This is a genomic window from Enterobacter sp. RHBSTW-00175 (assembly GCF_013927005.1).
Lineage (GTDB): Bacteria > Pseudomonadota > Gammaproteobacteria > Enterobacterales > Enterobacteriaceae > Enterobacter.
Genome location: NZ_CP055930.1, coordinates 4,644,695 through 4,670,255, shown reverse-complemented (window position 1 = coordinate 4,670,255; position 25,561 = coordinate 4,644,695). Strand labels below are relative to the sequence as shown.

Sequence of the window (25,561 nt, the reverse complement as noted above, 5' to 3'; positions counted from 1 at the left end):
GGCAACCTCAAATACATTTGAAATAGTCGAAAGGTTCACGGCAGCTATTGCAGCGATAAAGTGCCTTGCAGGCCGTCGAACCAAATTCACTGATAAGCGAGGTGTCGGTGCTGGCACAGCGCGGGCAGCTGACTTCAGCCGGTGCATGGGCGTGGCAGCTGTGGCCGACTGGCGGGCTGATGCCATACTCACGCAAGCGTTCGCGGGCATCGGCAGTCATCCAGTCGGTGGTCCAGGCGGGCTCAAGCTGCAACACGATATGCACAGGGGTAAAACCGTGCGCCGTCATCGTTTCGCGAATGGCACCCAACAGGTGTTCCGTTGCCGGGCAGCCCGAATAGGTTGGCGTAAAGCCAATCACCCAACCTTCGCCCTGCGCGGTGACGCTGCGAACCATCCCTAAGTCGGTGATGGTCAGAACCGGCACTTCCGGGTCCGGGATCTGGCTTAACAGCGACCAGATTTGCGGGATTTCCGCAGGGGCAATCTCGACGAAACGTTGCATAACCGCTCTCCTTACCACTGCTGGCCCGGGTTGACGCGCTGGAGATATTGCATCTCTGCCAGCATCGGCCCCAGGTGTTCGGTGTGCAGCCCTTTCTTGCCGCCGGTGCGATACGCCACTTCTTCCGGCACATGCAGCCCGGCTTCCTGCAATCCGGCAAAGACTTCGCTTTCCCAGCCCTGACGCAGTTCGCGCGGATCAACGGCGATACCTTCTTCAATCAGCGCCAGCTCAACGTCATCGGCTTCAAACAGCTCTGCCGTAAAGCGCCACAGATTGTCCACCGCCTGCTGCATTCGCTGTGCGGACAGTTCCGTGCCTGCCCCCAGGCGGACCAGCCAGCCACGGCTAAAGCGCAGGTGATAACGCGCTTCTTTAATTGCCTTCGCGGCAATAGCGGCCAGTTGGCGATCGCGGCTCTGGGTTAAACGGCTGAACAGCTCCACGTGCCAGGCATCCATAAAGTACTGGCGGGCAATGGTGTCGGCGAAGTTGCCGTTTGGTTGTTCCACCAGCAGTAGATTCTGGAACTGGCGCTCATCGCGGCCATAGGCCAGCGTGTCTTCATCGCCCAGGCCTTCCAGCTCTGCCGCGTAGGTCAGGAAATTACGCGCCTGCCCAAGCACATCAAGGCCGATGTTGGCCAGCGCCAGGTCAATTTCCAGCTCCGGCGCATGGCCGCACCAGGCACCAAGACGCTGCGAAAGCACCAGACCGTTATCGCCCAGACGCAGGGCATATGCAGTTGTCGTTTTCATCCCTGACCTCACATGTGCTCGATGCCATCAGGGATGGTGTAAAACGTCGGATGGCGGTAAACCTTGCTTTCCGCCGGGTCGAAGAACTCACCGCTCTCTTCCGGCTGTGAAGCCACGATCTCGCTCGCCTTCACCACCCAGATGGAACAGCCTTCGCTGCGACGGGTGTAAGCATCGCGTGCATTTTCCAGCGCCAAGCTAGCGTCGGCAGCGTGGAGGCTACCCACATGACGGTGGGACAACCCTTGTTTGGATCGCACAAAAACTTCGTATAACGGCCAGTAAACATTGCTCATTGTTGTTTCCTCTTATGCGACCTGACGGGCGCGCTGTTTTTCTGCGTGCACCAGTGCGGCTTCGCGCACCCACGCCCCGTCTTCCCAGGCTTTTCGCTTTGCGGCCAGGCGTTCGTGGTTACACACGCCGCGCCCGTTAATCACGTCTTCAAATTCGTGCCAGTCAATTTCACCGAAGCGGTAATGACCGCTCTCTTCGTCAAAACGCAGGTCGGCATCCGGTACGGTCATGCCCAGCATTTCCACCTGCGGTACGGTGTTATCAACAAAACGCTGGCGCAGCTCGTCGTTGCCAAAGCGTTTGATTTTCCAGGCCAGGCTGCGGGCGCTGTTTGGCGAGTTGTCATCATTTGGCCCGAACATCATTAATGCCGGCCACCAGAAACGGTTGATGGCGTCCTGCAACATCTGACGCTGGGATCCACTGCCCTGCGCCAGCGCCATGCAGGCTTCAAAGCCCTGACGCTGATGGAAACTCTCTTCTTTACAGATTTTCACCATCGCACGGGCATAAGGGCCATAAGAGGTACGGCACAGGGCCACCTGGTTCACGATGGCGGCACCGTCCACCAGCCAGCCGATCACGCCGATATCAGCCCAGCTCAGCGTCGGGTAGTTAAAAATGGAGGAGTATTTCATCTGACCGTCGAGCATCTTCTGGTAGATGTCTTCCCGCGCGCAGCCCAGCGTTTCAGCCGCACTATAGAGATACAAACCGTGTCCGGCTTCGTCCTGCACTTTCGCCAGCAGAATCGCTTTGCGTCTCAGCGTCGGGGCGCGGGTGATCCAGTTCCCTTCAGGAAGCATCCCGACAATTTCAGAGTGCGCATGTTGCCCAATCTGGCGGATCAGCGTCTTGCGGTAGGCATCAGGCATCCAGTCCTGTGGCTCGATGGCAGTCTCCTGCGCGATGCGCTGCTCAAAGCGTTGTTCTTGTGTCACATCATCACCTTTATGATTCGTTAACTGATTACGTTAAGTGAAATAGTGAATCACTTCGCTTCTTAAAAGTTACACAAAGGTTAAATACAACCCCAAGAAACGTTTGTGTAATTTGTGACATCGCTCGCAAGGCTTTTCAAACCTGGGGCAAACACAAAGAAGAATGGAAGGGTGTTTCGTCAGGTGAGATCACAATGTTAACAATTCATTAAAACATCGCTTGATTTTTATGATTCACGATCAAAGTATTTATAGTGAAATCATGTAACACTTGGAGATAAGAAATGCAGCAGTTAGCCAGCTTCTTGTCCGGCACCTGGCAGTCTGGCCGGGGCCGTGAGCGCCATATTCACCATGCCATTAGCGGCGAAGCACTGTGGGAAGTGACCAGCGAGGGTCTGGATATGGCGGCGGCTCGCCGTTATGCCATTGAGCATGGCGGTGAATCACTTCGCGCCATGACCTTTATTGAACGTGCAGCCATGCTCAAAGCGGTGGCAAAACACCTGCTGAGCCAGAAAGCAGCGTTCTATGCGCTGTCGGCACAAACCGGGGCAACCAAAGCCGATAGCTGGGTCGATATCGAAGGCGGTATCGGCACCCTCTTCACCTACGCAAGCCTTGGCAGCCGCGAACTGCCGGACGACACGCTGTGGCCGGAAGATGAACTGATCCCGTTGTCAAAAGAAGGCGGGTTTGCCGCACGCCACGTCTTAACGTCCAAATCCGGTGTGGCGGTACACATCAACGCCTTTAACTTCCCCTGCTGGGGAATGCTGGAAAAACTGGCACCGACCTGGCTTGCCGGGATGCCCGCCATTATCAAACCCGCTACCGCCACCGCGCAGGTGACGCAGGCAATGGTGAAATCCATCGTCGACAGCGGCCTGGTACCGGAAGGGGCAATAAGCCTGATTTGTGGCGGTGCCGGGGATCTGCTGAGCCAGCTCGACAGCCAGGACGTGGTGACCTTTACCGGCTCCACCAGCACCGGGCAGAGCCTGCGCGTACACCCGAACATTGTCGCCAACTCCATTCCGTTCACCATGGAAGCCGATTCGCTGAACTGCTGCGTACTGGGCGATGATGTGACGCCGGAACAGCCAGAATTTGCCCTGTTTATCCGCGAAGTGGTGCGGGAAATTACCGCCAAAGCCGGGCAGAAATGTACCGCCATTCGTCGCATCATTGTGCCGCAAAGCCAGGTGGATGCCGTGAGCCAGGCGCTGATTGCCCGCCTGGAAAAAGTGGTGGTGGGCGACCCGACGCAGGAAGGGGTAAAAATGGGCGCACTAGTCAACCACGAACAGCGCGCAGATGTGCAGGAGAAAGTGGATCTGCTGATTGCCGCAGGCTGCCAGGTTCGCCTGGGGGGCAAAGCGGATATGCAGGCGGCTGGTGCGTTCTTCCCGCCAACCCTGCTCTTCTGCCCTCAGCCTGATGAAAGCCCGGCAGTCCATTCCACTGAGGCCTTCGGCCCGGTTGCCACGCTGATGCCATACCGCACCGCCGAACACGCCATGCAGCTTGCCCGTGCGGGTGGCGGCAGCCTCGCCGGGACGCTGGTGACGGCAGATTTAGCGATTGCCCGCCAGTTTATTGCCGGTGCGGCGCGCGCTCACGGGCGCATTCAGATCCTTAACGAAGAGTCCGCCAAAGAATCTACCGGACACGGTTCTCCGCTGCCGCAACTGGTTCACGGTGGCCCGGGACGCGCGGGTGGCGGTGAAGAGCTGGGTGGTTTGCGGGCAGTAAAACATTACCTGCAACGCACGGCCATTCAGGGCAGCCCGTCGATGCTGGCGGCGATCGGCAAACAGTGGGTGCGCGGCGCGCAGGTGCAGGAAGACCGGGTTCATCCGTTCCGCAAATACTTCGAGGAGTTACAGCCGGGTGATAGCCTGCTGACACCGCGCCGTACCCTGACGGAAGCCGATATCGTCAACTTTGCCTGCCTGAGCGGCGACCATTTCTACGCTCACATGGACAAAATTGGCGCGGCGGAGTCTATCTTCGGCGAACGCGTGGTCCACGGTTATTTCCTGATTTCCGCCGCTGCGGGTCTGTTTGTGGATGCGGGCGTGGGGCCGGTGATTGCCAACTACGGCATGGAAAACCTGCGCTTTATCGAGCCGGTCAAGCCAGGCGACACCATTCAGGTACGCCTGACCTGCAAACGCAAAACGCTGAAAAAACAACGTGCCGCCGATGAAAAACCGACGGGCGTAGTGGAATGGTCGGTTGAAATTTTTAACCAGCATCAGCAAGCCGTTGCCCTCTATTCCATTTTGACGCTGGTGGCGCGCCAGCAAGGCGATTTCACAGAGTAAAACGTTACGCACATTGACCGGGGATGTGATTTACCCCCGGTCTTTTTTTAACCTGGCAAGACTGACAAATAACCTGGCAGATGCAGGCAAACGCTTTTCACACAGCCCTGCCAGGATAACGCTGGCACAACACAAAAAACACAACAAAACAAAATGAGGTCAACGATGGGAAGCAACTCTTCTTTTTCTGCCCGTAAAACGGCACTGGCCATGGCAGTTGCTCTGATTTGCGCCTGGCAAACCCCTGTTTTCGCCCACGGCAGTGAGGCGCACATGGTTCCGATGGACAAAACGCTTCAGGACTTTGGCGCAGATGTGCAATGGGATGATTACGCTCAGATGTTTACCATCGCCAAAGACGGGGCATTTGTGAAGGTCAAGCCAGGTGCGAAAACGGCGATCGTCAACGGCAAAACCCTGAAGTTACAGGTGCCCGTGGTGATGAAGGGCAAAAAAGCCTTTATCTCTGATACCTTCATCAACGATGTTTTCCAGTCAGGCCTCGACCAGACCTTCCAGGTAGAGAAACGCCCTCACCCGTTGAATGCGTTATCTGCCGATGAAATTAAGCAAGCCGTAGAGATTGTGAAATCCTCTGCGGATTTTAAACCTAACACCCGCTTCACCCAGATTGCGCTGGCCGAGCCGGAAAAAGCCAAAGTCTGGGACTTCGTACTGAACGGCACGGCGGTGGATTCCCCTCGCCAGGCGCAAGTCACTATGCTTGACGGTAAACACGTCATTGAAAGCCTGGTTGATCTGAAAGACAAAAAAGTGCTGAGCTGGGAGCCTGTCAAGGATGCGCACGGTATGGTGCTGCTTGATGACTTCACCGCCGTACAGCAGATTATCAATGACAGCCCGGAATATGTTGAAGCGCTGAAAAAGCACGGCGTAACCGATCCGAAGAAAGTGATCACCACCCCGCTGACCGTGGGTTATTTTGACGGCAAAGATGGCCTGAAGCAGGAAGACCGCCTGCTGAAAGTGGTGAGCTATCTCGATACCGGCGACGGTAACTACTGGGCGCACCCGATTGAAAACCTGGTGGCCGTTGTCGACCTGGAACAGAAGAAAATCCAGAAAATCGAAGAAGGCGCCGTGGTGCCAGTGCCAATGGCACCGCGTCCGTATGATGGGCGTGACCGCGTGGAAACGCCGAAAAAACCACTCGAGATTATTGAGCCGGAAGGCAAGAACTACACCATTACCGGTGACATGGTGCACTGGCAGAACTGGGACTTCCACCTGAGTCTGGATTCCCGCGTGGGGCCAGTTATCTCTACCGTGACCTACAACGATAACGGCAAAAAACGCCAGATTATGTACGAAGGTTCTCTTGGCGGGATGATCGTGCCTTACGGCGACCCTGACGTGGGCTGGTACTTCAAAGCGTATCTGGATTCCGGCGACTACGGTATGGGCACCCTGACCTCTCCGCTGGTGCGCGGCAAAGACGTTCCGTCTAACGCCGTATTGCTGAATGAAACCATCCCGGATTACACCGGTGCGCCAATGGAGATCCCACGCGCCATCGCCATTTTCGAGCGCTACGCGGGCCCTGAGTACAAACATCAGGAGATGGGTCAGCCAAACGTCAGTACCGAACGCCGCGAGCTAGTCGTGCGCTGGGTCAGTACCGTGGGTAACTACGACTATATCTTTGACTGGGTGTTCCACGAAAACGGCACCATCGGTATTGATGCCGGTGCAACCGGGATTGAAGCGGTGAAAGGCGTGCTGGCGAAAACCATGCATGATGCCACCGCCAAAGACGACACCAAATACGGCACGCTGATCGACCATAACATCGTCGGCACCACTCACCAGCATATCTATAACTTCCGTCTGGATATGGATGTGGATGGCACCAACAACAGCCTGGTGGCAATGGATCCTGAAGTGAAGCCAAACACCGCGGGCGGCCCACGTACCAGTACTATGCAGATTAATCAGTACAATATTGATACTGAACAACAGGCCGCGCAGAAATTTGACCCGGGCACTATCCGTCTGCTGAGCAATACCAGCAAAGAAAACCGCATGGGTAACCCGGTGTCGTATCAGATTATCCCGTATGCAGGCGGTACTCACCCGGTTGCCACTGGGGCAAAATTTGCGCCGGATGAGTGGATTTACCATCGTCTGAGCTTTATGGACAAGCAGCTGTGGGTCACGCGTTACCATCCGAACGAGATGTACCCGGAAGGGAAATTCCCGAACCGCTCCACCCACGACACGGGCCTTGGCCAGTACAGCAAGGATAACGAGTCGCTCAACAACGAAGATGATGTGGTCTGGATGACAACCGGCACAACCCACGTTGCCCGCGCCGAAGAGTGGCCAATCATGCCAACGGAATGGGTTCACACCCTGCTGAAACCGTGGAACTTCTTTGACGAGACGCCAACGCTCGGCAAGAAAAAAGACGATAAATAACCTAAGACACGCCGGGCATAACGCCCGGTTTTTTTACTTCTTTTCCATCCTGCCAGTTGCCGAACGCATTCCCCCGATTATATTTATTCATACTTTCTTCTTTTTTTATCTCTTACAACACGTTCAAACTGGACGCTATGACAGGATATATCAATAACGTTTAATTCTGACTTAGCATTGTGACATTGTAACGCATAGACGAGCGATACTTCCCGCCCGCTATTTTCACTTTCTCCCTTTGGATGGGGATACTGGCCACTATGGAAAAAAGACACAATATAACGTCCGACCTCGCCACCTGGCCTACCCGTAAATCGATGGTGCGTCACGGCCTGGCAATGAATCTGCCGTGGCTGGCTTTTGTGAACGTGAGCTTCGCGCTCATGCTCCTGCTGCGCAACGTCCTGTTTGGTGATATCGACAGTCTGATTGGTACGACGAAGCAGCTGGCGTTGATGGTGGATACCTCAATGCTGGGGATTGTCATTATCTCGGCGGCCCTGCTGGTCATGGCCTGGCAACATATCGCCGGGATCAGCATCGTTTTGTTTATTTGCAGCCTGCTGTGGGCGATATGCGGGTATCTGTTAATCGTTTTAGTGCAACTTCCTCACGCATGGCCAATCTTCATTGTGCTGCTTTTAGCGGGCATGACGGCACTCTATTTTCACCCTTCCGGGCTGTTGGCTTTTGTTATACCGCTGTGGCTTAGCTTGCCCGTTTCCAGTATCGCCCTGAACCACGGTGTTAACCTGCGTTTTGCCGTCATCTGGATTGTGTTTACCCTTATTCTGATCTGCGGGCGCTTTATCCTGTTGAGCTGGTTCGAAGAGGCCTGGCGGCGCAACCAGCAGAACCAGCGCTTAATTTTGCGGCTCGATGCGCTGGCACATCTGGATGCATTAACCCAGACGGCAAACCGGCGAGCGATGGAAACCGTGCTGGAGAACGCAGTTGATCAGAAAAAAGCCTTCTCGCTGATTATGCTTGATGTCGATTATTTCAAGCTTTATAACGACACTTACGGCCACCAGGCCGGTGATGACTGCCTGATGCGCGTGGCGCAGGTGTTGAAGAAATCGGTGCGTACGCCGCACGATGTCGTGTCTCGCTATGGCGGCGAGGAGTTTGTGGTGATCCTGTTCGACTGCCCGGAAAACATGGCGGAACAGGTTGCCGTGCGTATTCAGGATGGCCTGCGCGCAGCGGCTATCCCGCACAGTACCTCAAAAGTGAGTAGTGTGGTTACCGCCAGCATGGGCATTGCGGCCATGGAGGAGGGTCTGGCCGGGACGGAGATTATCGCTCGCGCCGATGCGGCGCTGTACCGGGCGAAAGAAGCCGGTCGGGACCGGTGGTCGCATTAAAAAATGCCGGGTGGCGGCTGCGCCTTACCCGGCCTGCAAAACTAAAATAACAGAGTGGCTTAATACCGCACACAAACCGACTTAGTCTCGCACCAGCCATCCAGCCAGTCCGGGCCAAAATCACGCCCGGTGCCAGACTGCTTCATGCCGCCAAACGGCAGGTTGGCGTCGATCAGCGTATGGCTGTTCACCCACACGGTGCCAGCCTGGAGTCTGTCGGTGTACTCCAGCGCTTTGCTCATGTTCTGCGTCCAGACGCTTGCCGTCAGCCCATATTCCGTATCGTTCGCCAGCTGTAAAGCCTCTTCGCCATCAGCCACCCGGACCAGGTTAACCACCGGGCCAAACACCTCTTCACGCGTCAGACGCAGGCTGGCCTCCGGGTTCACCACAAGCGTTGGCGAGACATAATAGCCCTGCCCATCCGGGCCACGGTTGCCGGTGATAAGCTCCGCGTTGCGCGACTTCGCTTCATCGAGGAATGTCTGAACCTTGTCACAGTGAGCGCGCGACACCAGCGGGTTAATAAACGCCTGCTGTGACATGCCCGGGCCCACGCTCAGGGATTTTACTGCCTGCTCAAAACCGCTCACCAGGGTATCAAACAGCGGTGCTTCAATATAAATACGCGAGCTTGCCGCGCACACCTGTCCCTGGTTGAGGAAGCTGCCGGTCATCAGACCTTCAATCACCCAGGCCGGGTCGGCATCTTTCAGGACGATGGCCGGGTTTTTACCGCCCAGTTCCAGCGTCACGCCCGTCAGCGTATCTGCCGCAGTGCGGGCGATCTGTTTGCCCGTCGCCGTGGAGCCGGTAAAGCTGATTTTGGCAATGTGCGGATGAGAGGTTAACGCCGCGCCACACACGGCGCCGCTGCCGGTCACCACGTTAAACACGCCATCGGGAATGCCAGCTTCGCTTGCCAGCTCCGCCACGCGCAGCATGGTCAGCGGCGTGGTTTCGGACGGCTTAATCACAATCGAACACCCTGCCGCCAGCGCTGGCATCACTTTCCACATGCCAATCATCAGTGGGAAGTTCCACGGCACAATCCCGGCGACCACGCCAACCGGCTCTTTGCGCGTCCAGGCCTGATAGCGTGCACCCTGTGGCAATGGAATAGAAAGGTCGAGCGTTTTGCCCGCAATTTTGGTGGTCAGCCCGGCGGTGTAACGCATCCAGTTAAGGGTGCATCCCACTTCAAAGGCGCGGGAAATATTGATGGATTTGCCCTGCTCCAGGGTTTCAAGCTGCGCCAGCTCTTCGCTGTGTTGTTCGACCAGATCGGCGAAACGCAGCAGAATACGCTCGCGCTCAGCGGGCAGTTTTCCGGCCCAGCTGCGGGCCACAAAGGCACGCCAGCCGGACATCACCGCGCGATCGACATCCGCTACGCTGGCATCGGCGGTGGAGGCAATGACTTCACCGGTTGCCGGGTTATACACGCTCAGGCGTTTTTCACTGTCGGATGCAGCCTGACGGCCTTCAATCCACAGTCCATGATGTCTATCTAAAAACTGCTGTACGCCTGGCAGGACTGCGACCTGTGATTCAGACATAGGGTACTCCTTCGTTATTATTCGCAGGGTGTTATTGCAGTCTAAGAGGCGTTTTGCATTACCGCTTTTGTCTGTGTGACATTCGCTTTGCCACCTGTGACAGGCTCCGCAAAACATGATAATTCCCGCTTATAACACTGTTCCCGATGAGTGTTCTTTCCTATAGTCAGCCTCATGGCTCTGACAAAATGCAACACAAATGCAACAATGCAAAAACATTGAAAGTGCAGCGAGATAAACGATGGCGTGTGCAAGCGAGCAGGAAAAATATCAGCAGTGGCTGGCGCAAATTAACCAGGTTTGTGGGCGTTTTGACGCTCGCCCGTTAGAGGGTGAGTTCATTGGCGAACTGGAAACCAGCTATGCCCGTAGTCTGAAACTCAGCACCGTTACAGCCGGTGGTGTGAACCTGTTTCGTACCCGACAGGAGATTAAAAACGGCAACGATGCCTGGTTTTATACCGTGTTTCAGCTTGAAGGCAGCGCTGAGCTGGAGCAGGACGATCGCCGCTCCATTCTTAAAACGGGTGATATCACCTTGATTGATGCTTCACGCCCCTGCTCGATTTACTGGCAGGAAAAATCCCGCCAGATTTCGCTGCTTGTTCCCCGTCAGATTATTGAGCAACAGTGCCGTTTCCAGGAAGTTAGCTGTGCGCTTACGCTATCGCGCAGCCTGCCAACGGTGCAGCTGAGCCACCGCCTGTTGCAGGAGAGTATGGGCAACGCCGACCTGAGTGATTTAGAGAGTGAAGCGGCACTTGAGGCCATGGTTTGCCTGCTGCGTCCTGCATTTCAGCAGCGCGAAGCGGTCCAGCCACGCAAAGAGCGTCAGTTCCAGAACGTGCTGTCCCTGATTGATGACCATATTCAGTCTGAAGCTTTACGCCCGGAATGGATCGCCACTGAAAGCGGGATGTCGGTGCGCAGTCTGTACCGTATGTTTGCCGATAAGGGACTGGTGGTTGCGCAGTATATTAAAAACCGCCGTCTCGACCTGTGTGCGCAGGTGTTGCGCGCCGCCAGCGATGATGAAAAGCTGGCGGGGATTGGCTATAGCTGGGGGTTTGCTGACCATAGCCATTTTTCAACGGCGTTTAAGCAGCGCTTTGGCGTGTCGCCTGGCGAGTATCGTAAGCGTTGCCGCTAACTACTTTTTCAGCCATTTCCCGTTAATGCCCTTCACGTACTCACCCGGCTGCGCCCTGGCGACCAGCTTTTGGCCTGCCATTTTCGCCACTTCATCCACCGGCAGATTGTTGCTGTCGGCCAGTTTCTGATAGCTTTCGGTCCGCGCGGCATTGATCTGATTTACCAGGGCCAGGGTTTCTGCATCCTGACGCAGTGGCGCGATATAGCCGCTCAGCGTTTCTCCTACGCGCCCCTCGGCTCGCGCCTCATTCAGGGTGAGTGTTGCAGCATGCACGTTCATGCCCAGCGCCAGTAAAGTAAGAGCTAATATTCGTTTCATGGCGTCCTCAGAACAGATCGCTGCGCGATTTCAGCAAGGTTTCGACGTCTTTATCGACCTTGATATGGATCTCATGCTCAATTTTCACGTTCATATTGATGGTAATTGGCTCTTTTGGCGCCGCAACTTCAATACGCGGCGTACAGCCTGTCAGCAACGCGACTACGGCCACGGTGAGTACACCCGCCATCTTTTTCATTGTTGTTCCTCACTTTCCTTGCCTGTCGAACTGCGGCTGATATTCGGTAATGCCGCGTGTTGCTCAAACCATGTTTGCAGATTGTCCCCAAAACGCAGACTGCGCCAGAGGGTAAAGACGTTCTCGTCATGGGTGTAATTAAGGTGAACGGTACTGCTTTTCCCGTCCACACGGCTGGTTCCACTGATCGTAGCCTGCATGGTTAATTCACCCAGATTATCTAAATTGATTCTCGTCCACGAACGCGAAATCTCCATATAGCGGAGCCAGTTAATTGCCGCCCCCGCAACCATATTATCGTTCACAATGGCATCGGCCGTGTCTTTGTCGATACGCAGCGTCATGGGGCCGGGGTTGGTTAACCAGCCGTCCTTGATTATCCATTTTTCATTGTCCAGCCAGAAAGGCAGCGCCCCGCTTACCGGGCCGGACACGGCAAACTGCTTCGGGTTAACCGCGCTGATAAGTTCGCTGGACGAGATATTATTCACCCGCAGCAGAGCCGGATCGTGCTGCGGCATTCGCAGCTGCTGCATGGTGATTTTGCCGCCAAGCGCATCGACGCTAACGTTGGTTAACAGCAGCGGATTGTCTTCACTCCACGGGTAGTCACCCTGCAAATCTGCCGTGATGTTACGCGCAGTGACCAGGTTAACGACCTCGCCAATGCGTAAAGTGACCGGGCCGCGCGTGCCAAGCGACCAGGTACCCTCGCTAAAGCGGAATGGCAACACAAAATCGACGCCGTTAATCTGGTTATCCGGCATCCAGGCGCTGCCGGATTTCAGTACCCCATGGCCACCGGCTTCAAAGCCTTGCCCCGCTGCGGCAGAGAACGCCACCTGCGCATAGAGATTGCCGTCCCGCAGCATCATTTTCCAGTCTGGTGGAAGAAGTGGCTGGAACACGGTGAGGGACTGTTTTGGCCACCAGGCCTGGCCGCGCAGGCGTTCACCATCCCAGCGCCCGTTCACCTGGACCGGGCCAATTGCGCCCGCATGAAGGGAGCCTTTGTACTGGAAAATCGTCGGGTCGTTGCCCTCTACGCTAAAGGTCAGCACGGATGGAGGAAGCACGCTGCCGCCGGAAAATGAGGTTTGTCCGGCATTCAGTGACAGCGCACCGCTGAACTGGGGGTTAGCCGGATCGCGTAACCAGCGAACCGGTTTATCCAGCACCAGACGTGGCGTGGTGACCAGCATCGTTCCGTACTGAAGTTTGTCGAACCCCGTCGACAAATCGGTAAGCTCGATAACGTTGTCGCGCCATTCGCCTTTACCGGCCACATCCCAGCGCGCGTTCATTGGCGTGAAGTTCCCTTTCCCCCAGTAACGCCAGCGCCACAGGCCGTTATCGGGTAGGAAGTCATTGGCCTGGCCATCCAGATGCAGCTCAAAATCCCCCATTTCATTTTCGTGGGCGCGCAAGATGGCCTGTAAACGACCGTCTACGCCCTTCCGGGCAAGCTTAACACCGGCTAAAGGCCAGCGAATTTCATCAATATTCAGGGAGTCAATCACACGCCCGCGCGAACGCAATAACGCCCCTGGCTCGAACGCCAGCTGCGGGTCGTTCAGGCTTCCGGTCAGTTTTGCCGGTAGCATGGCGTAAAGGATCAGATCATTTTGTTTGGCTTCACCACTCAGATGCAGCGGCATATCGCTGTTATCCATACTGAGCTTACCCGGCCCGATGATCAGCACGGCGTTACCTTTGCCCGCATCGCCCTTCGTCAGCACGTTAAGACGGCCTGAGAGGGTTGCTTTCTCCAGCCCCTGCTGCCAGTTATCGATATTCAGACCAATGCGCCCGCTCAGTGGCATTCCGGAGAGGAGCCAGTTCCAGCGACCATCACTGATGGACAGCTGCTGAGGCGTAATTTTCCATGGCAGGTCGAGGAGCGGGTCGGGGTTATCGCGCGACATCACAACCAGTTGGCCCTGATTTTGCTCCCAGTCCAGGTCTGCATCTACCAGCGAGGAGAGCTGCGGCACATTAAAGGTTGCCACCGCATGACCTTTAACCGGCACGCCGTCTGGCACCAGTGGCAAGGTGAATTCCCCCACCAGCGACACAGGCTGCGGGTAATCGGGCAGATGGGCTTCAAACTGGCTGATGGTCAATGTTTGCCCGTGCAATTTGCCCTGCACGTTGACCTGCTCGCCCTTATAGCTCAGCTCTTGTATGGCAGGCGTTAGCGACGCCTTGAGCTCACCCTGCCATTGCTGCCATGGAGAGAGCGTCAGCCGGTGGACGCTAATCCAGGTGTTGGGAAGCAGCGCCTGCCATTGTGCCAGCGTTTTGGGCGCGACCGTTGACGGCGCGGTTTGCGGTAATTTGCTCAGACAGGCGGTGTTGAGATCCAGCGCACCAATATCCATCTTCCAGCGGCTGGGATGTGACAGTGTCGCGTTTTCGACTCTGGCAATCTCACAGTCTTCAACCAGATATCGGAGATCCGGGATAACTATCGAATGGCGAGTCAGACGGGGGCTTTTTTCAAAGGCGATACGCGTCCCCACGGGTAGCCAGACTCCGGCAAGCGTAGGCACCCACTGGGCGAGCGTCATCAGCAGCGTCAGCGGCAAAAGTATTATCAGCAGTAGAAGCGCGAGCGCGGCTTTGTATTTACCCTTCATGGGCAGTTAATATCCTGATTTATTGTAAAAAATAAGCCGACAGTGCCGATCATTGTCGCATGTTTAGCCAGTCAGTTGAAGAGAACGCCATTCTTTAGGATAGATGCACCATCGGGCATAGGTAAAATTTCGTTTATCGTCGCAGGGTTTCGAATCCGTACTCTGCGGACCTGCTGATTAGAAGTCCGTAGCGCTGGATGTCGCAAAACCAGCGGTGACATTCCCTGTGCAAAATATCTGCGAAAGAAACCCCTGTGGTTGGAATACCCTAGGGTTATTGCCCGCAGATGCTCTAGAATTATCCATAGAACCTATTGAATTCAATAATATTTTATAAATTGTAAGATTATTTTAATCATGCTAACGTGAATGCAAAATCACTGGAGAAAGTCTTATGAAACTCGCGGTATATAGCACAAAGCAGTACGATAAAAAGTATCTGCAACATGTTAACGAGGCTTACGGATTCGAACTTGAATTTTTCGACTTTCTGCTGACTGAAAAAACGGCCAAAACGGCTCACGGCTGTGAAGGTGTCTGTATCTTTGTGAACGACGACGGTAGCCGCCCTGTTCTGGAAGAGCTGAAAAGACATGGCGTGAAGTATATCGCCCTGCGCTGCGCGGGCTTTAACAACGTTGACCTTGATGCCGCTAAAGAACTGGGCCTGAAGGTCGTTCGCGTTCCGGCTTACTCACCTGAAGCGGTCGCTGAACACGCTATCGGGATGATGATGTCGCTGAACCGTCGCATTCACCGCGCGTATCAGCGTACCCGTGATGCGAACTTCTCTCTTGAAGGCCTGACCGGTTTCACCATGTACGGCAAAACCGCTGGCGTGATTGGCACCGGTAAAATCGGCATTGCTACCCTGCGCATTCTGAAAGGCTTTGGTATGCGTCTGCTGGCATTTGATCCGTATCCAAGTGCAGCCGCGCTGGAGCTGGGCGTGGAATATGTCGATCTGCAAACGCTCTTTTCCCAGTCTGACGTGATTTCCCTGCACTGTCCGCTGACGCCGGAAAACTATCACCTGCTCAACCAGACGGCGTTTGACCAGATGAAAGACGGCGTGATGATCATCAACACCAGCCGTGGTGGTCTGATTGACTCGCAGGCGGCTATCGAAGCGTTGAAAACCCAGAAAATTGGCGCGCTGGGTATGGACGTGTATGAGAATGAACGTGACCTGTTCTTTGAAGACAAGTCTAACGACGTTATCCAGGATGACGTGTTCCGTCGTCTGTCCGCCTGTCATAACGTGTTGTTCACCGGTCACCAGGCGTTCCTGACTGCCGAAGCGTTAATCAGCATTTCAGAAACCACGCTGGGTAATTTGCAGCAGCTGGAAAAGGGTGAAGCCTGCCCTAACGAACTGGCGTAAAGGTGTGATGCCGGGTAGTGACGGCGAGAAATAAACAAACGGCAACCTTCGGGTTGCCGTTTTTCTTGCCGGGAGCCAGGGTGGTGGCGGTGCACTGCCCCCCTTAACTCAACCCACGATTCTTCAACATCGGCTCAATCTTTGGATTGTGCCCGCGCCAGTCACGGTACAGCGCTTCCAGGTCACTGCTGTTGCCTCGCGATAAAATTGCGTCACGGAATATCTGCCCGTTTTCACGCGTTAACCCGCCCTGCTCAACAAACCACTGATAGCCATCGTCCGCCAGCATTTGCGTCCACAGATACGCGTAATACCCTGCCGCGTAACCGCCACCAAAAATATGGGCGAAATAGCTGCTGCGATAACGCGGGGGAACAGCATGAAGATCCAGGCCTTCTTTTTTAAGCGCGGCAGATTCAAACGTATCAACATCTTCCACCGGTTCAGCAATCCCATGCCAGTTCATGTCGAGCAACGCGGCACTCAGCAGCTCCGTCATGTCGTAGCCTTTATTGAACTGGGTAGCATTTAACATCTTATCACGCAGCGCTTCCGGCATCGGTTCGCCCGTTTCGTAATGCCGCGCATAATGGGCAAACACCTGCGGATGGCTGGCCCAGTGTTCGTTAATTTGCGACGGGAATTCTACAAAATCACGCGGCGTATTGGTGCCGGAAAGCGTGGCGTAGCGCTGGCTGGCAAACAGGCCATGCAGGGTATGACCAAATTCGTGGAACAGCGTGACCACATCATCCCAGGAGATCAGCACCGTTTGCCCGTTAGCCGGTTTTTGATAATTGCAGACGTTATAAATAACCGGACGCGCGGCGAATTCGTAAGATTGCTCCACGAAATTGCCCATCCACGCCCCGCCGCCTTTTGAGTCACGGGCAAAGAAATCACCATAGAACAACGCCATCCCTTCGCCTGTGTGGTCGAATATTTCCCACACACGGACATCCGGGTGATATGCCGGAATATCAAAACGCTCGACGAAACTAATGCCAAACAGCTGGCTGGCGGCCCAGAACACGCCATCTTGCAGCACGTTATTGAGCGCAAAGTAAGGTTTAATTTGCGACTCATCGAGGGCGTATTTCCCTAAGCGCACGCGCTCAGCGTAAAGCGACCAGTCCCAGGCCTGCGCGGTGAATCCGCCTTGTTCGTCGTCGATCACTTTCTGGATATCCGCCAGCTCCTGTTCCGCCCGGCCACGCGCCGCCGGGACAATACCGCGCATAAACGTAAGCGCGGCGTCAGGTGTTTTGGCCATTTGATCGGCGGTGCTCCAGCTTGCGTAGCTTTCGAATCCTAACAGCTGGGCCTGACGCGCACGTAATGCTGCCAGGCGTAGTATCAGTTCGCGGGTATCATTTTCATCACCCTTCTGAGTGCGCAGCCAACCAGCTTTGAACAGGTTTTCACGCGTCTGACGGTTTTCGAGTGCCGAAAGCGCAGGCTGTTGCGTGGTATTAAGCAACGGGATAAGCCAGCGATCGTTCAGCCCCTTTTCAGCCGCTGCCTGGGCGGCAGTCGCAATTTCATCGGCACTGAGGCCTTCAAGCTGGTGAACATAATCCACCACCAGCCCACCCGTTTTATCCGCCGCCAGCAGGCGCTGGTTAAACTGGCTTGTCAGAGAGGCGGACTCGGTGTTCAGGGATTTCAGTTCAGCTTTTTCGCCAGCGTTCAGGCGCGCACCTGCCAGCACAAAGTGCTGATGGGTTTCTTCCACCAGACGGCGGGATTCCGCATCCAGCGTTGCTCTTTCCTGCCAGACGGCTTCTACGCGGGAAAAGAGCGTTTCGTTCAGCCAGATATCGTTGGCAAGCCCTGCCAGCTCGGTTGAAAACGCCTCGTCCAGCTCCTGTAAATAATCATTGGTGTGCGCCGACGTCATGGCGAAAAACACGCTATTGACGCGCGACAGCATGGCGCCGCTTTTTTCCAGCGCCAGCACGGTGTTGGTGAAATCGGGTGGTGTTGTTTGCGCAATGATGGCATCAATGTCGGCGCGCTTCTGGCGCATAGCTTCATCAAATGCCGGACGATAGTGGCTATCGTTAATGACGTCGAAACGCGGAGCCTGGTAAGGTAACAGGCTGATTTCAAAAAAAGGATTACTGGCCGACATCGTTGACTCCTGAGAACGGGATATCCCCCCAGAGTAGGACAGCCGCTCACCGCCTGCAATCCTGACATAGAAAAGTTGCCTTAACGCGCTCCCTGAGAGCGTGCTATGTTAGTACAACATAAAAAGCGTTGAGGAACAGTGAGATGATTATTTTAGTTACCGGGGCGACGGCAGGTTTTGGTGAAAGCATCACGCGCCGTTTCGTTGCCAACGGCCATAAAGTGATTGCAACAGGCCGTCGTCAGGAGCGTTTGCAGGAGCTGAAAGACGAGCTGGGCGACAGCATCCTGACGGCGCAACTGGACGTCCGCAACCGTGCTGCAATCGAAGAGATGATTGCCAATCTGCCTGCTGAATGGCGCGCCATTGACGTGCTGGTCAACAATGCCGGTCTGGCGCTGGGCCTGGAGCCTGCACACAAAGCCAGCGTGGAAGACTGGGAAAACATGATCGACACCAACAACAAAGGCCTGGTGTACATGACGCGCGCGGTTCTGCCAGGAATGGTTGAGCGTAATCGTGGCCATGTGATTAACATCGGCTCCACCGCAGGCAGCTGGCCTTACGCGGGCGGTAACGTCTACGGTGCGACCAAAGCCTTTGTTCGTCAGTTCAGCCTCAACCTGCGCACCGACCTGCACGGAACGGCAATTCGCGTTACGGATATCGAGCCGGGTCTGGTGGGCGGTACTGAATTCTCTAACGTGCGCTTCAAAGGCGATGATACTAAAGCCGACAAAACCTATGAAAACGCCAATGCGCTGACGCCGGAAGATATTACCGAAGCGGTCTGGTGGGTGGCAACGCTGCCAAAACACGTCAACATCAACACCGTTGAAATGATGCCGGTTAGCCAGAGCTTTGCCGGACTTAGCGTGCATCGCGGTTAATCGACCCCTACCCGGCCTGCGGGCCGGGTCTGTGATGGCAGGCAAAAGAATGGTAGTATGTTCGCGTTAACTCTCTGAGAAATCACAACCCATGGCCGCTGAATCGCAACTCAACCCTACCCAGCCTGTTAATCAGCAAATCTATCGCATTTTGCGACGTGATATCGTGCATTGCCTGATCCCGCCGGGAACGCCTCTTTCTGAAAAAGAAGTGTCGGTGCGTTTTGACGTTTCTCGTCAGCCCGTTCGCGAAGCATTTATTAAACTCGCTGAAAACGGTTTGATTCAGATCCGCCCTCAGCGCGGCAGCTATGTGAATAAGATTTCACTTTCTCAGGTACGTAACGGCTGTTTTGTACGCCAGGCCATTGAGTGCGCCGTCGCACGCCGTGCCGCTTCGTTTATCGACGACAATCAGTGTTACCTGCTGGAGCAAAACCTGCATCAGCAACGAATTGCTATCGATCGCAAGCAGCTAAATGACTTTTTCCAGCTTGACGATGAATTCCATCAAAAACTGGCGCAAATTGCCGATTGTCAGCTTGCTTGGGACACTATCGAGAATATCAAAGCTACCATCGACCGCGTGCGTTATATGAGTCTGGATCACGTCTCGCCGCCGGAAATGCTGCTTCGTCAGCACCATGATATTTTTAAGGCGCTGGAAAAACGCGATCCTGATGGGGTAGAAAAAGCGATGACGCTACATTTACAAGAAATCAGCGAATCAGTGCAGTTAATTCGACAAGAAAATAGCGACTGGTTTAGCGAAGATTAATGTCTGCCGCATCCCTCAACTTTCGGGGGATGCGGCGGTGATATTAGCGAACCACTAATACCGGGATTCTGGCGTAGCGTAATATTGATTCCGCATTTGAACCAAGCAAATGCGTTGTAATGGTTGGGTTTTTCGAACCAATAACAATGATGTCATATTCGCCTTCTTTGCTCATGGCGATAATTTCATCGCGGACGTTACCAAAGCGTACCGTGCAATGAATATTCTCTGGTGCTATATCAAACAAGCGTTTTAATTCGCCCATCTTTTTTTCTGACTCATTCGTCATGTATTCTTCAAACTTCTTGATATCCGCGTTGAAGCCGCGCAGAAGAGAGCGACTGCTGCTGGGCAGGATGTTCACCAGCGTGATCGCCGCCCCTTCTGACTTCGCCAGATTTTCTGCGTGGCGCACCGCTTTATCGCTCAAATCCATTTCAAACACATCTACAGGCATCAAAATGTTTTTATACATAAGCCTGGCTCCTTATTCCGCTGAAGAGTTATTTTCTGAATACAGAGTGACATTCGCTATATAAACAAACCTTAAACAGTCACATGCAGAAACTATCAATAAAAGAAAATAACTGTCCGCTTTGTAAATACCTGTTGGGTTACGTCAACCCCTACGAAAATTGAGAAAAAAGTGTGAGTTTGATCAAAAACAAAAAAATGCGTGGCTGAGAGGCGTATTTATAGTTCTCCGAAAGCGGCAAGAGATGAATATCGCCGTAACGGCTAAGCAAGAGAGGAGAAAATACCATGATGACTTACGATCGTAACCGTAACGCAATTACCACAGGCAGCCGCGTGATGATTAACGGCACAGGCCGCACCGGCATTATTAAAGCGATTCACAGCAACGGCCTGGATGCCGCACATGTGCGTCGTAGCAAAACGGTTGAAGTGGAAGGATGCGAAGGGAAGTTTGAACCGATAGAACTGATTCGCCTTGGTATGCACTAAAACGTGCGGAACATGCCGCCGCGAACGGCGGCATGTGATGGATTACAACTGCCCGGCGTAGGCTTCAACCGTGGCTTTCGCACCGTTCGCCAGTAATGACTGATAGGCTTTCATCACCGCATCAACAAAGACAGTCTCCTGCGGCAATTCCTTACCGAAGATGGCGTCAATGCCCAGCAGCGCTTTCACCCGGCTTTCACCTTCGGCACTGCCTTTCACTGCGGCCTGAATAACCGCCAGCTGCGGATCGCTCACCTCAATGGCGTTACCCTGCTCATCCACACCACCGACATAGCGCATCCAGCCTGCCACACCCAGTGCCAGCAAAGGGAAGCTACGCTGATGAACCAGATGCCAGCGCACGGAATCCAGCATCCGCTGAGGCAATTTCTGGCTGCCGTCCATCGCAATTTGCCAGGTACGGTGACGCAACGCCGGGTTGCTGTAACGTGCAATCAGCTGATCGGCATAATGTGCCAGATCGACCCCTTTCACTTTTAACGTCGGCGCTTGTTCTTTCAGCATTAGCGCGTGCGCCGCACGGCGATAGTGGACATCTTCCATGCAATCGTTGATGTGCTGATAACCGGCCAGATAACCCAGGTACGCCAGGAATGAGTGGCTACCGTTCAGCATTCGTAACTTCATCTCTTCAAACGGGATAACGTCTGCAACCAGTTCTGCGCCGGCTTTTTCCCACTGCGGGCGACCAGCAACAAAGTTGTCTTCGATGACCCACTGACGGAACGGTTCGCAGGCCACACCTGCCGGGTCACGTACGCCGGTCAGTTGCTCAATTTTATCCAGCGTTTCAGCCGTTACTGCCGGAACAATACGATCCACCATGGTGGACGGGAATGTAACGTTCGCTTCAATCCACTCCGCCAGTTCGCTATCCAGCGCGCGGGCATAGGCACAGGTGACATTGCGCATCACATGGCCGTTTTCAGGCATGTTATCGCAGGACATCACCGTAAAGGCCGGTACCCCTGCCGCTTTACGGCGTGCCAGCGCTTCGACAATCACGCCAGGCGCAGATTTTGGCTGGTGAGGATTTTGCAGGTCAGCAACGATGAACGGATTGTCGAGCATCAATTGTCCGGTCGCCGGAGAGTGGCAATAGCCTTTCTCCGTAATGGTGAGCGACACAATCGCGACCTGGGGTTCGCACATCACCGCCAGCACGGTTTCCAGGCCATCCATCTGAACATGCAGCGCCTTGTTCACCACGCCCACCACGCGAGAGGTCCACGCATCAGCAGACATTTCGGCAACGGTGTAGAGATTATCCTGAGCCTTGAGATCGGCAATTTGCTGCTCACCACCAATCAGGTTTACTTCGCAGTAACCCCAGTCGCTACCCTGTTCAGCGGCAAGGATATCGGTATACACCGCCTGGTGCGCACGGTGGAATGCGCCAAACCCTAAATGAACAATGCGCGTCTTAAGGCTGTCGCGATCGTACTGAGGAAGCGTAGCTTTCGCCTTTAATAACCGGTTTTCCATGATTGAGACTCGTTGTCGTAAATGAAAAATGTAACCCTGCAGCGGCAACATCATCACCGCTGCGGACTTGCTGACTACACCAACTAGAATGGCAGTGTGTATAATTTTGGATGAGCCATAACCATACTGAATGCGCTGGACCGAATATTGATTTACATTAACTTTCGTCTAATTGGTGTGATATAAAAATTAAGTTGTGTGACATCTAAGGCAAAAGCTATAAACCACTCTGCTTCGCGGAAAATGTCCCTTGAGAAATGCTTCCCGACCAGGCGTTCTCCCCCAGACACAGTGTGTCCCAGGAATACCCTGTCAGATCTTCCACCACCCGGCGTGCTTCAGGCGTGGCCTGCTGTGCAGAGCCGTTCGCTTTCAGACGATCCAGTTCATCAACAAAAATCTTGTGGGTACGTTTGTTAAGGTGGAACGTCAGTGCCTGCCACAGGGCCAGGATCAACAGCCCGGCCGTGCCGATAAACAACAGCATGGCGATGGTATGAATCGCTTCCGGCGGCTGGGTTTGACTCCCCTTCACGAAACCGCCATTTTGCAGCAGTAAACCGACAATAAAGGTCGCAACTGCAACGGTCGTTTTACGGGCAAAAGTCATGACGGCGGCAAAAAGCCCTTCTCGTCGCTGGTGACTGATCATTTCGTCAATATCCGGAATGAACGGGAACACATTCCACGGCGTGAACTCCAGCACCGAACGCCCGACCTGGTAAAGCCCGGCCAGAATAACCAGCGTGGACACCGTGTTGAGCGCCGGGATTTGGTACACCGCGAAGAAACCGCCCAGACACAGCATCATCAGCGAATACGCAAAGATATAGAGTTTTGACGGGCCAAATTTGATGATCCCGATACCTGCAAGAAGCGTAACGGGCAGCCCGACAATACTCATCGACAGCAAGCTTCCCGCCAGCGATGAAGAGACATTCAGGCAGTAAACGCAAAAGAAGACGAACACCGTGTTGTAAACATCTTTGCCGGTGAAGGAGAGCAGATAGATAGCCAGATGTTTTCTGAACGCGCGGATCTTAAGAGTGGAGCCATAATCCTTGAAAAGCTGGCAAAAGGCCGCCAGTTGTTCCACCCGCGTTTTACGTGGTTCCCGTTTATCTATACTCGCTTTCATTTCTGGCGTCAGTTCGCGTTCCCAGGTGACTTTCCAGGAAATGAACACGCAGACCATAAACAGCACCGCAAAGATAACCCCGTTAATCAGGTACGCATGGGCACTCTTTTCGCCAAAGTAACCGATGAGCAGTCCTGGAATAAAGGTGGCGAGAAACGTACCGGACGCCGATAAAAACATTCGGCAGGTCGATAGCTTGGTACGTGAATTAAAGTCTTTGGTCATTTCTGATGGCAGGGTTTCCCACGGGATGAGAACCATTGCCGCAATAATTTCGAAGGCTAAATATACGGCAAGATAAAAGCCGTAATTCATACCATCAAGCCAGAGCAGTGCATATACCAGCATTAATGGAGCGCCGATTAACAGGAAAAAGCGTCGGCGGCCAAATTTCTTGCCAAAATAATGTTTATAAAAGTGGTCGGTAAAGCTGCCCATAAAGAGGCTGACGATGGCATCGACAATGCGCGCAATCGCCACAATAGATGCCGCCTCTACCGGGGACAAGCCAACAAAGGTGGTGTAGAAAAAGAGTAACCAGGCGCCAATAACGGTAAAAGCACCGCCACCCATAATATCCGTCAAGCCGTATCCGATACTAACCGGAATGGTTATTTTTCTGTTTTTCCGTGACATGATCCATTCTCACAAGATAAATAACATTTAAAAACCGAAATAGCCCCTGACATTATTGTGATAAATATTTATTATTATTCGGGAAAACATATAGTTATTATCTGGCACACCTCCTTTTAATCCATCACCCAGCCAACGCCGGGTGATGGGTGCTGAATTGCTATTATCGGTTATGAATAAAACTCATGGCTGCACCCCGTATTTATGCGCGTTAACGTTTAACGCTTTAGCCTCTGCGGCATCTTCGGCTGCGCTCAAATCCCGATCGCACACTTCCGGCATTAAAATTGCGGACAACAGGCCTATCAGTGAGTACACCACCATCATCACCACAATAGGCCACCAGGAGCCGGTCATGTTGCAGAAGATACCCGCCAGCACCGGACCAAACCCAACCGCCACCAGGCCGCCCGCCTCTTTCGAGATGGCCATGCGGGTAAAGCGGTTACGCGAGCCGAACATTTCCGCCATGGTGATGTTTTCCAGCGCGAACAGCCCCAGTACGGCGAAGTTGTGGATAATAATGATCGAGAGCATGATCACACCCGGGGTGTAGGTTTTGTCGACGATGATCGACAGCATCGGGTACGCCAGGATGATGGCCGAGATGTTAAGAACAATGTAAGGCAGACGACGCCCGATTTTGTCAGACAGCCAGCCCAGCAGCGGAATGGTGATGAACCCCAGAATGGAGCTTATCATCAGCGCATCGGTTGGAATGCTCTTATTAAACAGCAACGTCTGCACCAGATAGCCCGCCAGGAAGGTCTGAATCAGTCCAGAGTTACCCGCCTGACCAAAACGCAGACCGGTTGCCAGCCAGAACGATTTGCTTTTGAACATCGCACCCAGCGTCGTTTCCTGCTCAGGGACCTGCTCCACGCTGTCTTGATCGCTGACCTTCTCAAAGACCGGGCTTTCTTTGAGGTTCATTCGCAGCCAGATAGCAAATATCATCACCACCACGCTTGCCAGGAACGGAATACGCCAGCCCCATGCCACCAGCTCTTCACGATCGAGGACAAAGAACATCAACGCCCAGATGGCTGTCGCGCTCAGCGTTCCGCAGTTGGTCCCCATCGCCACCAGTGAAGAGATGATGCCGCGCTTACCTTTCGGTGCATATTCGGCAAGCATGGTTCCCGCACCAGAGATTTCTGCCCCGGCGCCAAGCCCCTGGATAATGCGTAATGTGACGAGCAGAACAGGGGCAAAGATGCCTATCTGTGCGTAGGTGGGTAATACGCCAATCAGGGTGGTACAGATCCCCATCATCGTGATGGTGATGAACAGCACTTTTTTGCGGCCGATTCTGTCGCCCATTCTGCCGAAAATAAACGCCCCGACGATGCGCGCAATATAGCCTGCACCATAGGTTCCCATCGCCAGGATCAATGCCATCGCAGCGGATTGCTCCGGGAAAAAGATCTCATGGAAGACAAGGGCAGCACCCAGCGAATAAAGCTGAAAATCCATGAACTCGAGCGCGGTGCCAAGCCAGCCGGAAACAGCGGCTTTCACCAGATCCGAGGTCGTTCTTTGAGGTTGTGTCTGAGTCATAATGGCTATCTCTGAAAGGTAAGATGCGTACCACGTAGAGCCTGTCTGTGCAGGCTCTTAACCG

21 protein-coding genes are annotated in these 25,561 nt (G+C 54.1%); 8 read left to right on the top strand and 13 right to left on the bottom strand.

The window, feature by feature from the left end:
* Window positions 1-7: 7 nt before the first annotated feature.
* The 4 genes from paaD to paaA are packed head-to-tail and all read right to left on the bottom strand — an operon-like array spanning window position 8 to window position 2,501.
* Window positions 8-505, bottom strand: a complete 498-nt coding sequence (gene paaD / locus HV107_RS22595) for a 1,2-phenylacetyl-CoA epoxidase subunit PaaD (protein WP_182060937.1) — start codon at window positions 503-505, stop codon at window positions 8-10.
* An 11-nt stretch (window positions 506-516) separates the two neighbouring features.
* The gene (gene paaC, locus HV107_RS22590) at window positions 517-1,263 is read right to left on the bottom strand and encodes a 1,2-phenylacetyl-CoA epoxidase subunit PaaC (RefSeq protein WP_182060936.1); all 747 of its coding nucleotides are present in this window, start codon (window positions 1,261-1,263) and stop codon (window positions 517-519) included.
* Window positions 1,264-1,271: 8 nt separating this feature from the next.
* Window positions 1,272-1,559 (bottom strand): 1,2-phenylacetyl-CoA epoxidase subunit PaaB, encoded by a 288-nt coding sequence (gene paaB, locus HV107_RS22585; RefSeq protein ID WP_182060935.1) that lies wholly within the window; start codon window positions 1,557-1,559, stop codon window positions 1,272-1,274.
* 12 nt (window positions 1,560-1,571) lie between these two features.
* Entirely contained in the window at window positions 1,572-2,501 is a 930-nt protein-coding gene (gene paaA, locus HV107_RS22580) for a 1,2-phenylacetyl-CoA epoxidase subunit PaaA (RefSeq protein ID WP_182060934.1), read from the bottom strand.
* 284 nt (window positions 2,502-2,785) lie between these two features.
* Between paaA and paaZ the strand changes: the two genes are divergently transcribed.
* The 3 genes from paaZ to HV107_RS22565 all read left to right on the top strand — a co-directional run bounded on the left by paaZ (window position 2,786) and on the right by HV107_RS22565 (window position 8,637).
* The gene (gene paaZ, locus HV107_RS22575; RefSeq protein ID WP_182060933.1) at window positions 2,786-4,831 is read left to right on the top strand and encodes a phenylacetic acid degradation bifunctional protein PaaZ; all 2,046 of its coding nucleotides are present in this window, start codon (window positions 2,786-2,788) and stop codon (window positions 4,829-4,831) included.
* A 165-nt stretch (window positions 4,832-4,996) separates the two neighbouring features.
* A complete protein-coding gene (gene tynA / locus HV107_RS22570) occupies window positions 4,997-7,270 on the top strand; it encodes a primary-amine oxidase (RefSeq protein ID WP_182060932.1) in 2,274 nt (757 codons plus the stop codon).
* 260 nt (window positions 7,271-7,530) lie between these two features.
* Window positions 7,531-8,637 carry a GGDEF domain-containing protein gene (locus HV107_RS22565; protein WP_182060931.1) on the top strand — a complete coding sequence of 369 codons (1,107 nt, stop codon included), beginning with the start codon at window positions 7,531-7,533 and terminating at the stop codon, window positions 8,635-8,637.
* Window positions 8,638-8,696: 59 nt separating this feature from the next.
* Here the strand turns inward: HV107_RS22565 and HV107_RS22560 are convergent, their stop codons facing one another.
* Entirely contained in the window at window positions 8,697-10,196 is a 1,500-nt protein-coding gene (locus HV107_RS22560) for an aldehyde dehydrogenase family protein (protein ID WP_182060930.1), read from the bottom strand.
* 241 nt (window positions 10,197-10,437) lie between these two features.
* Here HV107_RS22560 and feaR point away from each other — a divergent pair, with 241 nt between their 5' ends.
* Window positions 10,438-11,346 (top strand): transcriptional regulator FeaR, encoded by a 909-nt coding sequence (gene feaR / locus HV107_RS22555; protein ID WP_182060929.1) that lies wholly within the window; start codon window positions 10,438-10,440, stop codon window positions 11,344-11,346.
* Here the strand turns inward: feaR and HV107_RS22550 are convergent, their stop codons facing one another.
* From HV107_RS22550 to HV107_RS22540, 3 genes are read right to left on the bottom strand one after another with little or no spacing between them, the layout of a single operon-like run.
* The gene (locus HV107_RS22550; RefSeq protein ID WP_182060928.1) at window positions 11,347-11,667 is read right to left on the bottom strand and encodes a YdbL family protein; all 321 of its coding nucleotides are present in this window, start codon (window positions 11,665-11,667) and stop codon (window positions 11,347-11,349) included.
* A 7-nt stretch (window positions 11,668-11,674) separates the two neighbouring features.
* Window positions 11,675-11,866: a YnbE family lipoprotein gene (locus HV107_RS22545; RefSeq protein WP_014070162.1), complete on the bottom strand. Its 192-nt coding sequence runs from the start codon at window positions 11,864-11,866 to the stop codon at window positions 11,675-11,677.
* Entirely contained in the window at window positions 11,863-14,505 is a 2,643-nt protein-coding gene (locus tag HV107_RS22540) for a YdbH family protein (RefSeq protein ID WP_182060927.1), read from the bottom strand. Before HV107_RS22540 ends, HV107_RS22545 begins: the two co-directional genes overlap by 4 nt.
* 394 nt (window positions 14,506-14,899) lie before the next feature.
* Between HV107_RS22540 and HV107_RS22535 the strand changes: the two genes are divergently transcribed.
* Complete coding sequence (locus tag HV107_RS22535) at window positions 14,900-15,889, top strand: 2-hydroxyacid dehydrogenase (RefSeq protein ID WP_182060926.1); 990 nt, start codon at window positions 14,900-14,902, stop codon at window positions 15,887-15,889.
* 103 nt (window positions 15,890-15,992) lie between these two features.
* On the opposite strand, the gene dcp is transcribed toward HV107_RS22535, so the two are convergent.
* Window positions 15,993-18,023, bottom strand: a complete 2,031-nt coding sequence (dcp, locus tag HV107_RS22530) for a peptidyl-dipeptidase Dcp (protein WP_182060925.1) — start codon at window positions 18,021-18,023, stop codon at window positions 15,993-15,995.
* A 143-nt stretch (window positions 18,024-18,166) separates the two neighbouring features.
* Here dcp and ydfG point away from each other — a divergent pair, with 143 nt between their 5' ends.
* Window positions 18,167-18,913 carry a bifunctional NADP-dependent 3-hydroxy acid dehydrogenase/3-hydroxypropionate dehydrogenase YdfG gene (gene ydfG / locus HV107_RS22525; protein WP_182060924.1) on the top strand — a complete coding sequence of 249 codons (747 nt, stop codon included), beginning with the start codon at window positions 18,167-18,169 and terminating at the stop codon, window positions 18,911-18,913.
* Between the two features lie 91 nt (window positions 18,914-19,004).
* Window positions 19,005-19,691, top strand: coding sequence for a GntR family transcriptional regulator (locus HV107_RS22520; RefSeq protein ID WP_182060923.1), 687 nt, complete (start codon window positions 19,005-19,007; stop codon window positions 19,689-19,691).
* Window positions 19,692-19,734: 43 nt separating this feature from the next.
* On the opposite strand, the gene HV107_RS22515 is transcribed toward HV107_RS22520, so the two are convergent.
* Window positions 19,735-20,166, bottom strand: coding sequence for a universal stress protein (locus HV107_RS22515; protein WP_182060922.1), 432 nt, complete (start codon window positions 20,164-20,166; stop codon window positions 19,735-19,737).
* Between the two features lie 287 nt (window positions 20,167-20,453).
* Here HV107_RS22515 and ydfZ point away from each other — a divergent pair, with 287 nt between their 5' ends.
* On the top strand, window positions 20,454-20,657 hold the full coding sequence (gene ydfZ, locus HV107_RS22510) for a putative selenium delivery protein YdfZ (RefSeq protein WP_014070153.1): 204 nt from the start codon (window positions 20,454-20,456) through the stop codon (window positions 20,655-20,657).
* A gap of 42 nt (window positions 20,658-20,699) precedes the next feature.
* Here ydfZ and HV107_RS22505 read toward each other — a convergent pair whose 3' ends face one another.
* The 3 genes from HV107_RS22505 to HV107_RS22495 form a co-directional block, all read right to left on the bottom strand.
* Entirely contained in the window at window positions 20,700-22,163 is a 1,464-nt protein-coding gene (locus HV107_RS22505; protein WP_182060921.1) for a mannitol dehydrogenase family protein, read from the bottom strand.
* 217 nt (window positions 22,164-22,380) lie between these two features.
* On the bottom strand, window positions 22,381-23,937 hold the full coding sequence (locus HV107_RS22500; protein WP_259349656.1) for an MFS transporter: 1,557 nt from the start codon (window positions 23,935-23,937) through the stop codon (window positions 22,381-22,383).
* Window positions 23,938-24,120: 183 nt separating this feature from the next.
* Window positions 24,121-25,497 (bottom strand): MFS transporter, encoded by a 1,377-nt coding sequence (locus tag HV107_RS22495; protein ID WP_182060920.1) that lies wholly within the window; start codon window positions 25,495-25,497, stop codon window positions 24,121-24,123.
* Between the last annotated feature and the right edge of the window lie 64 nt (window positions 25,498-25,561).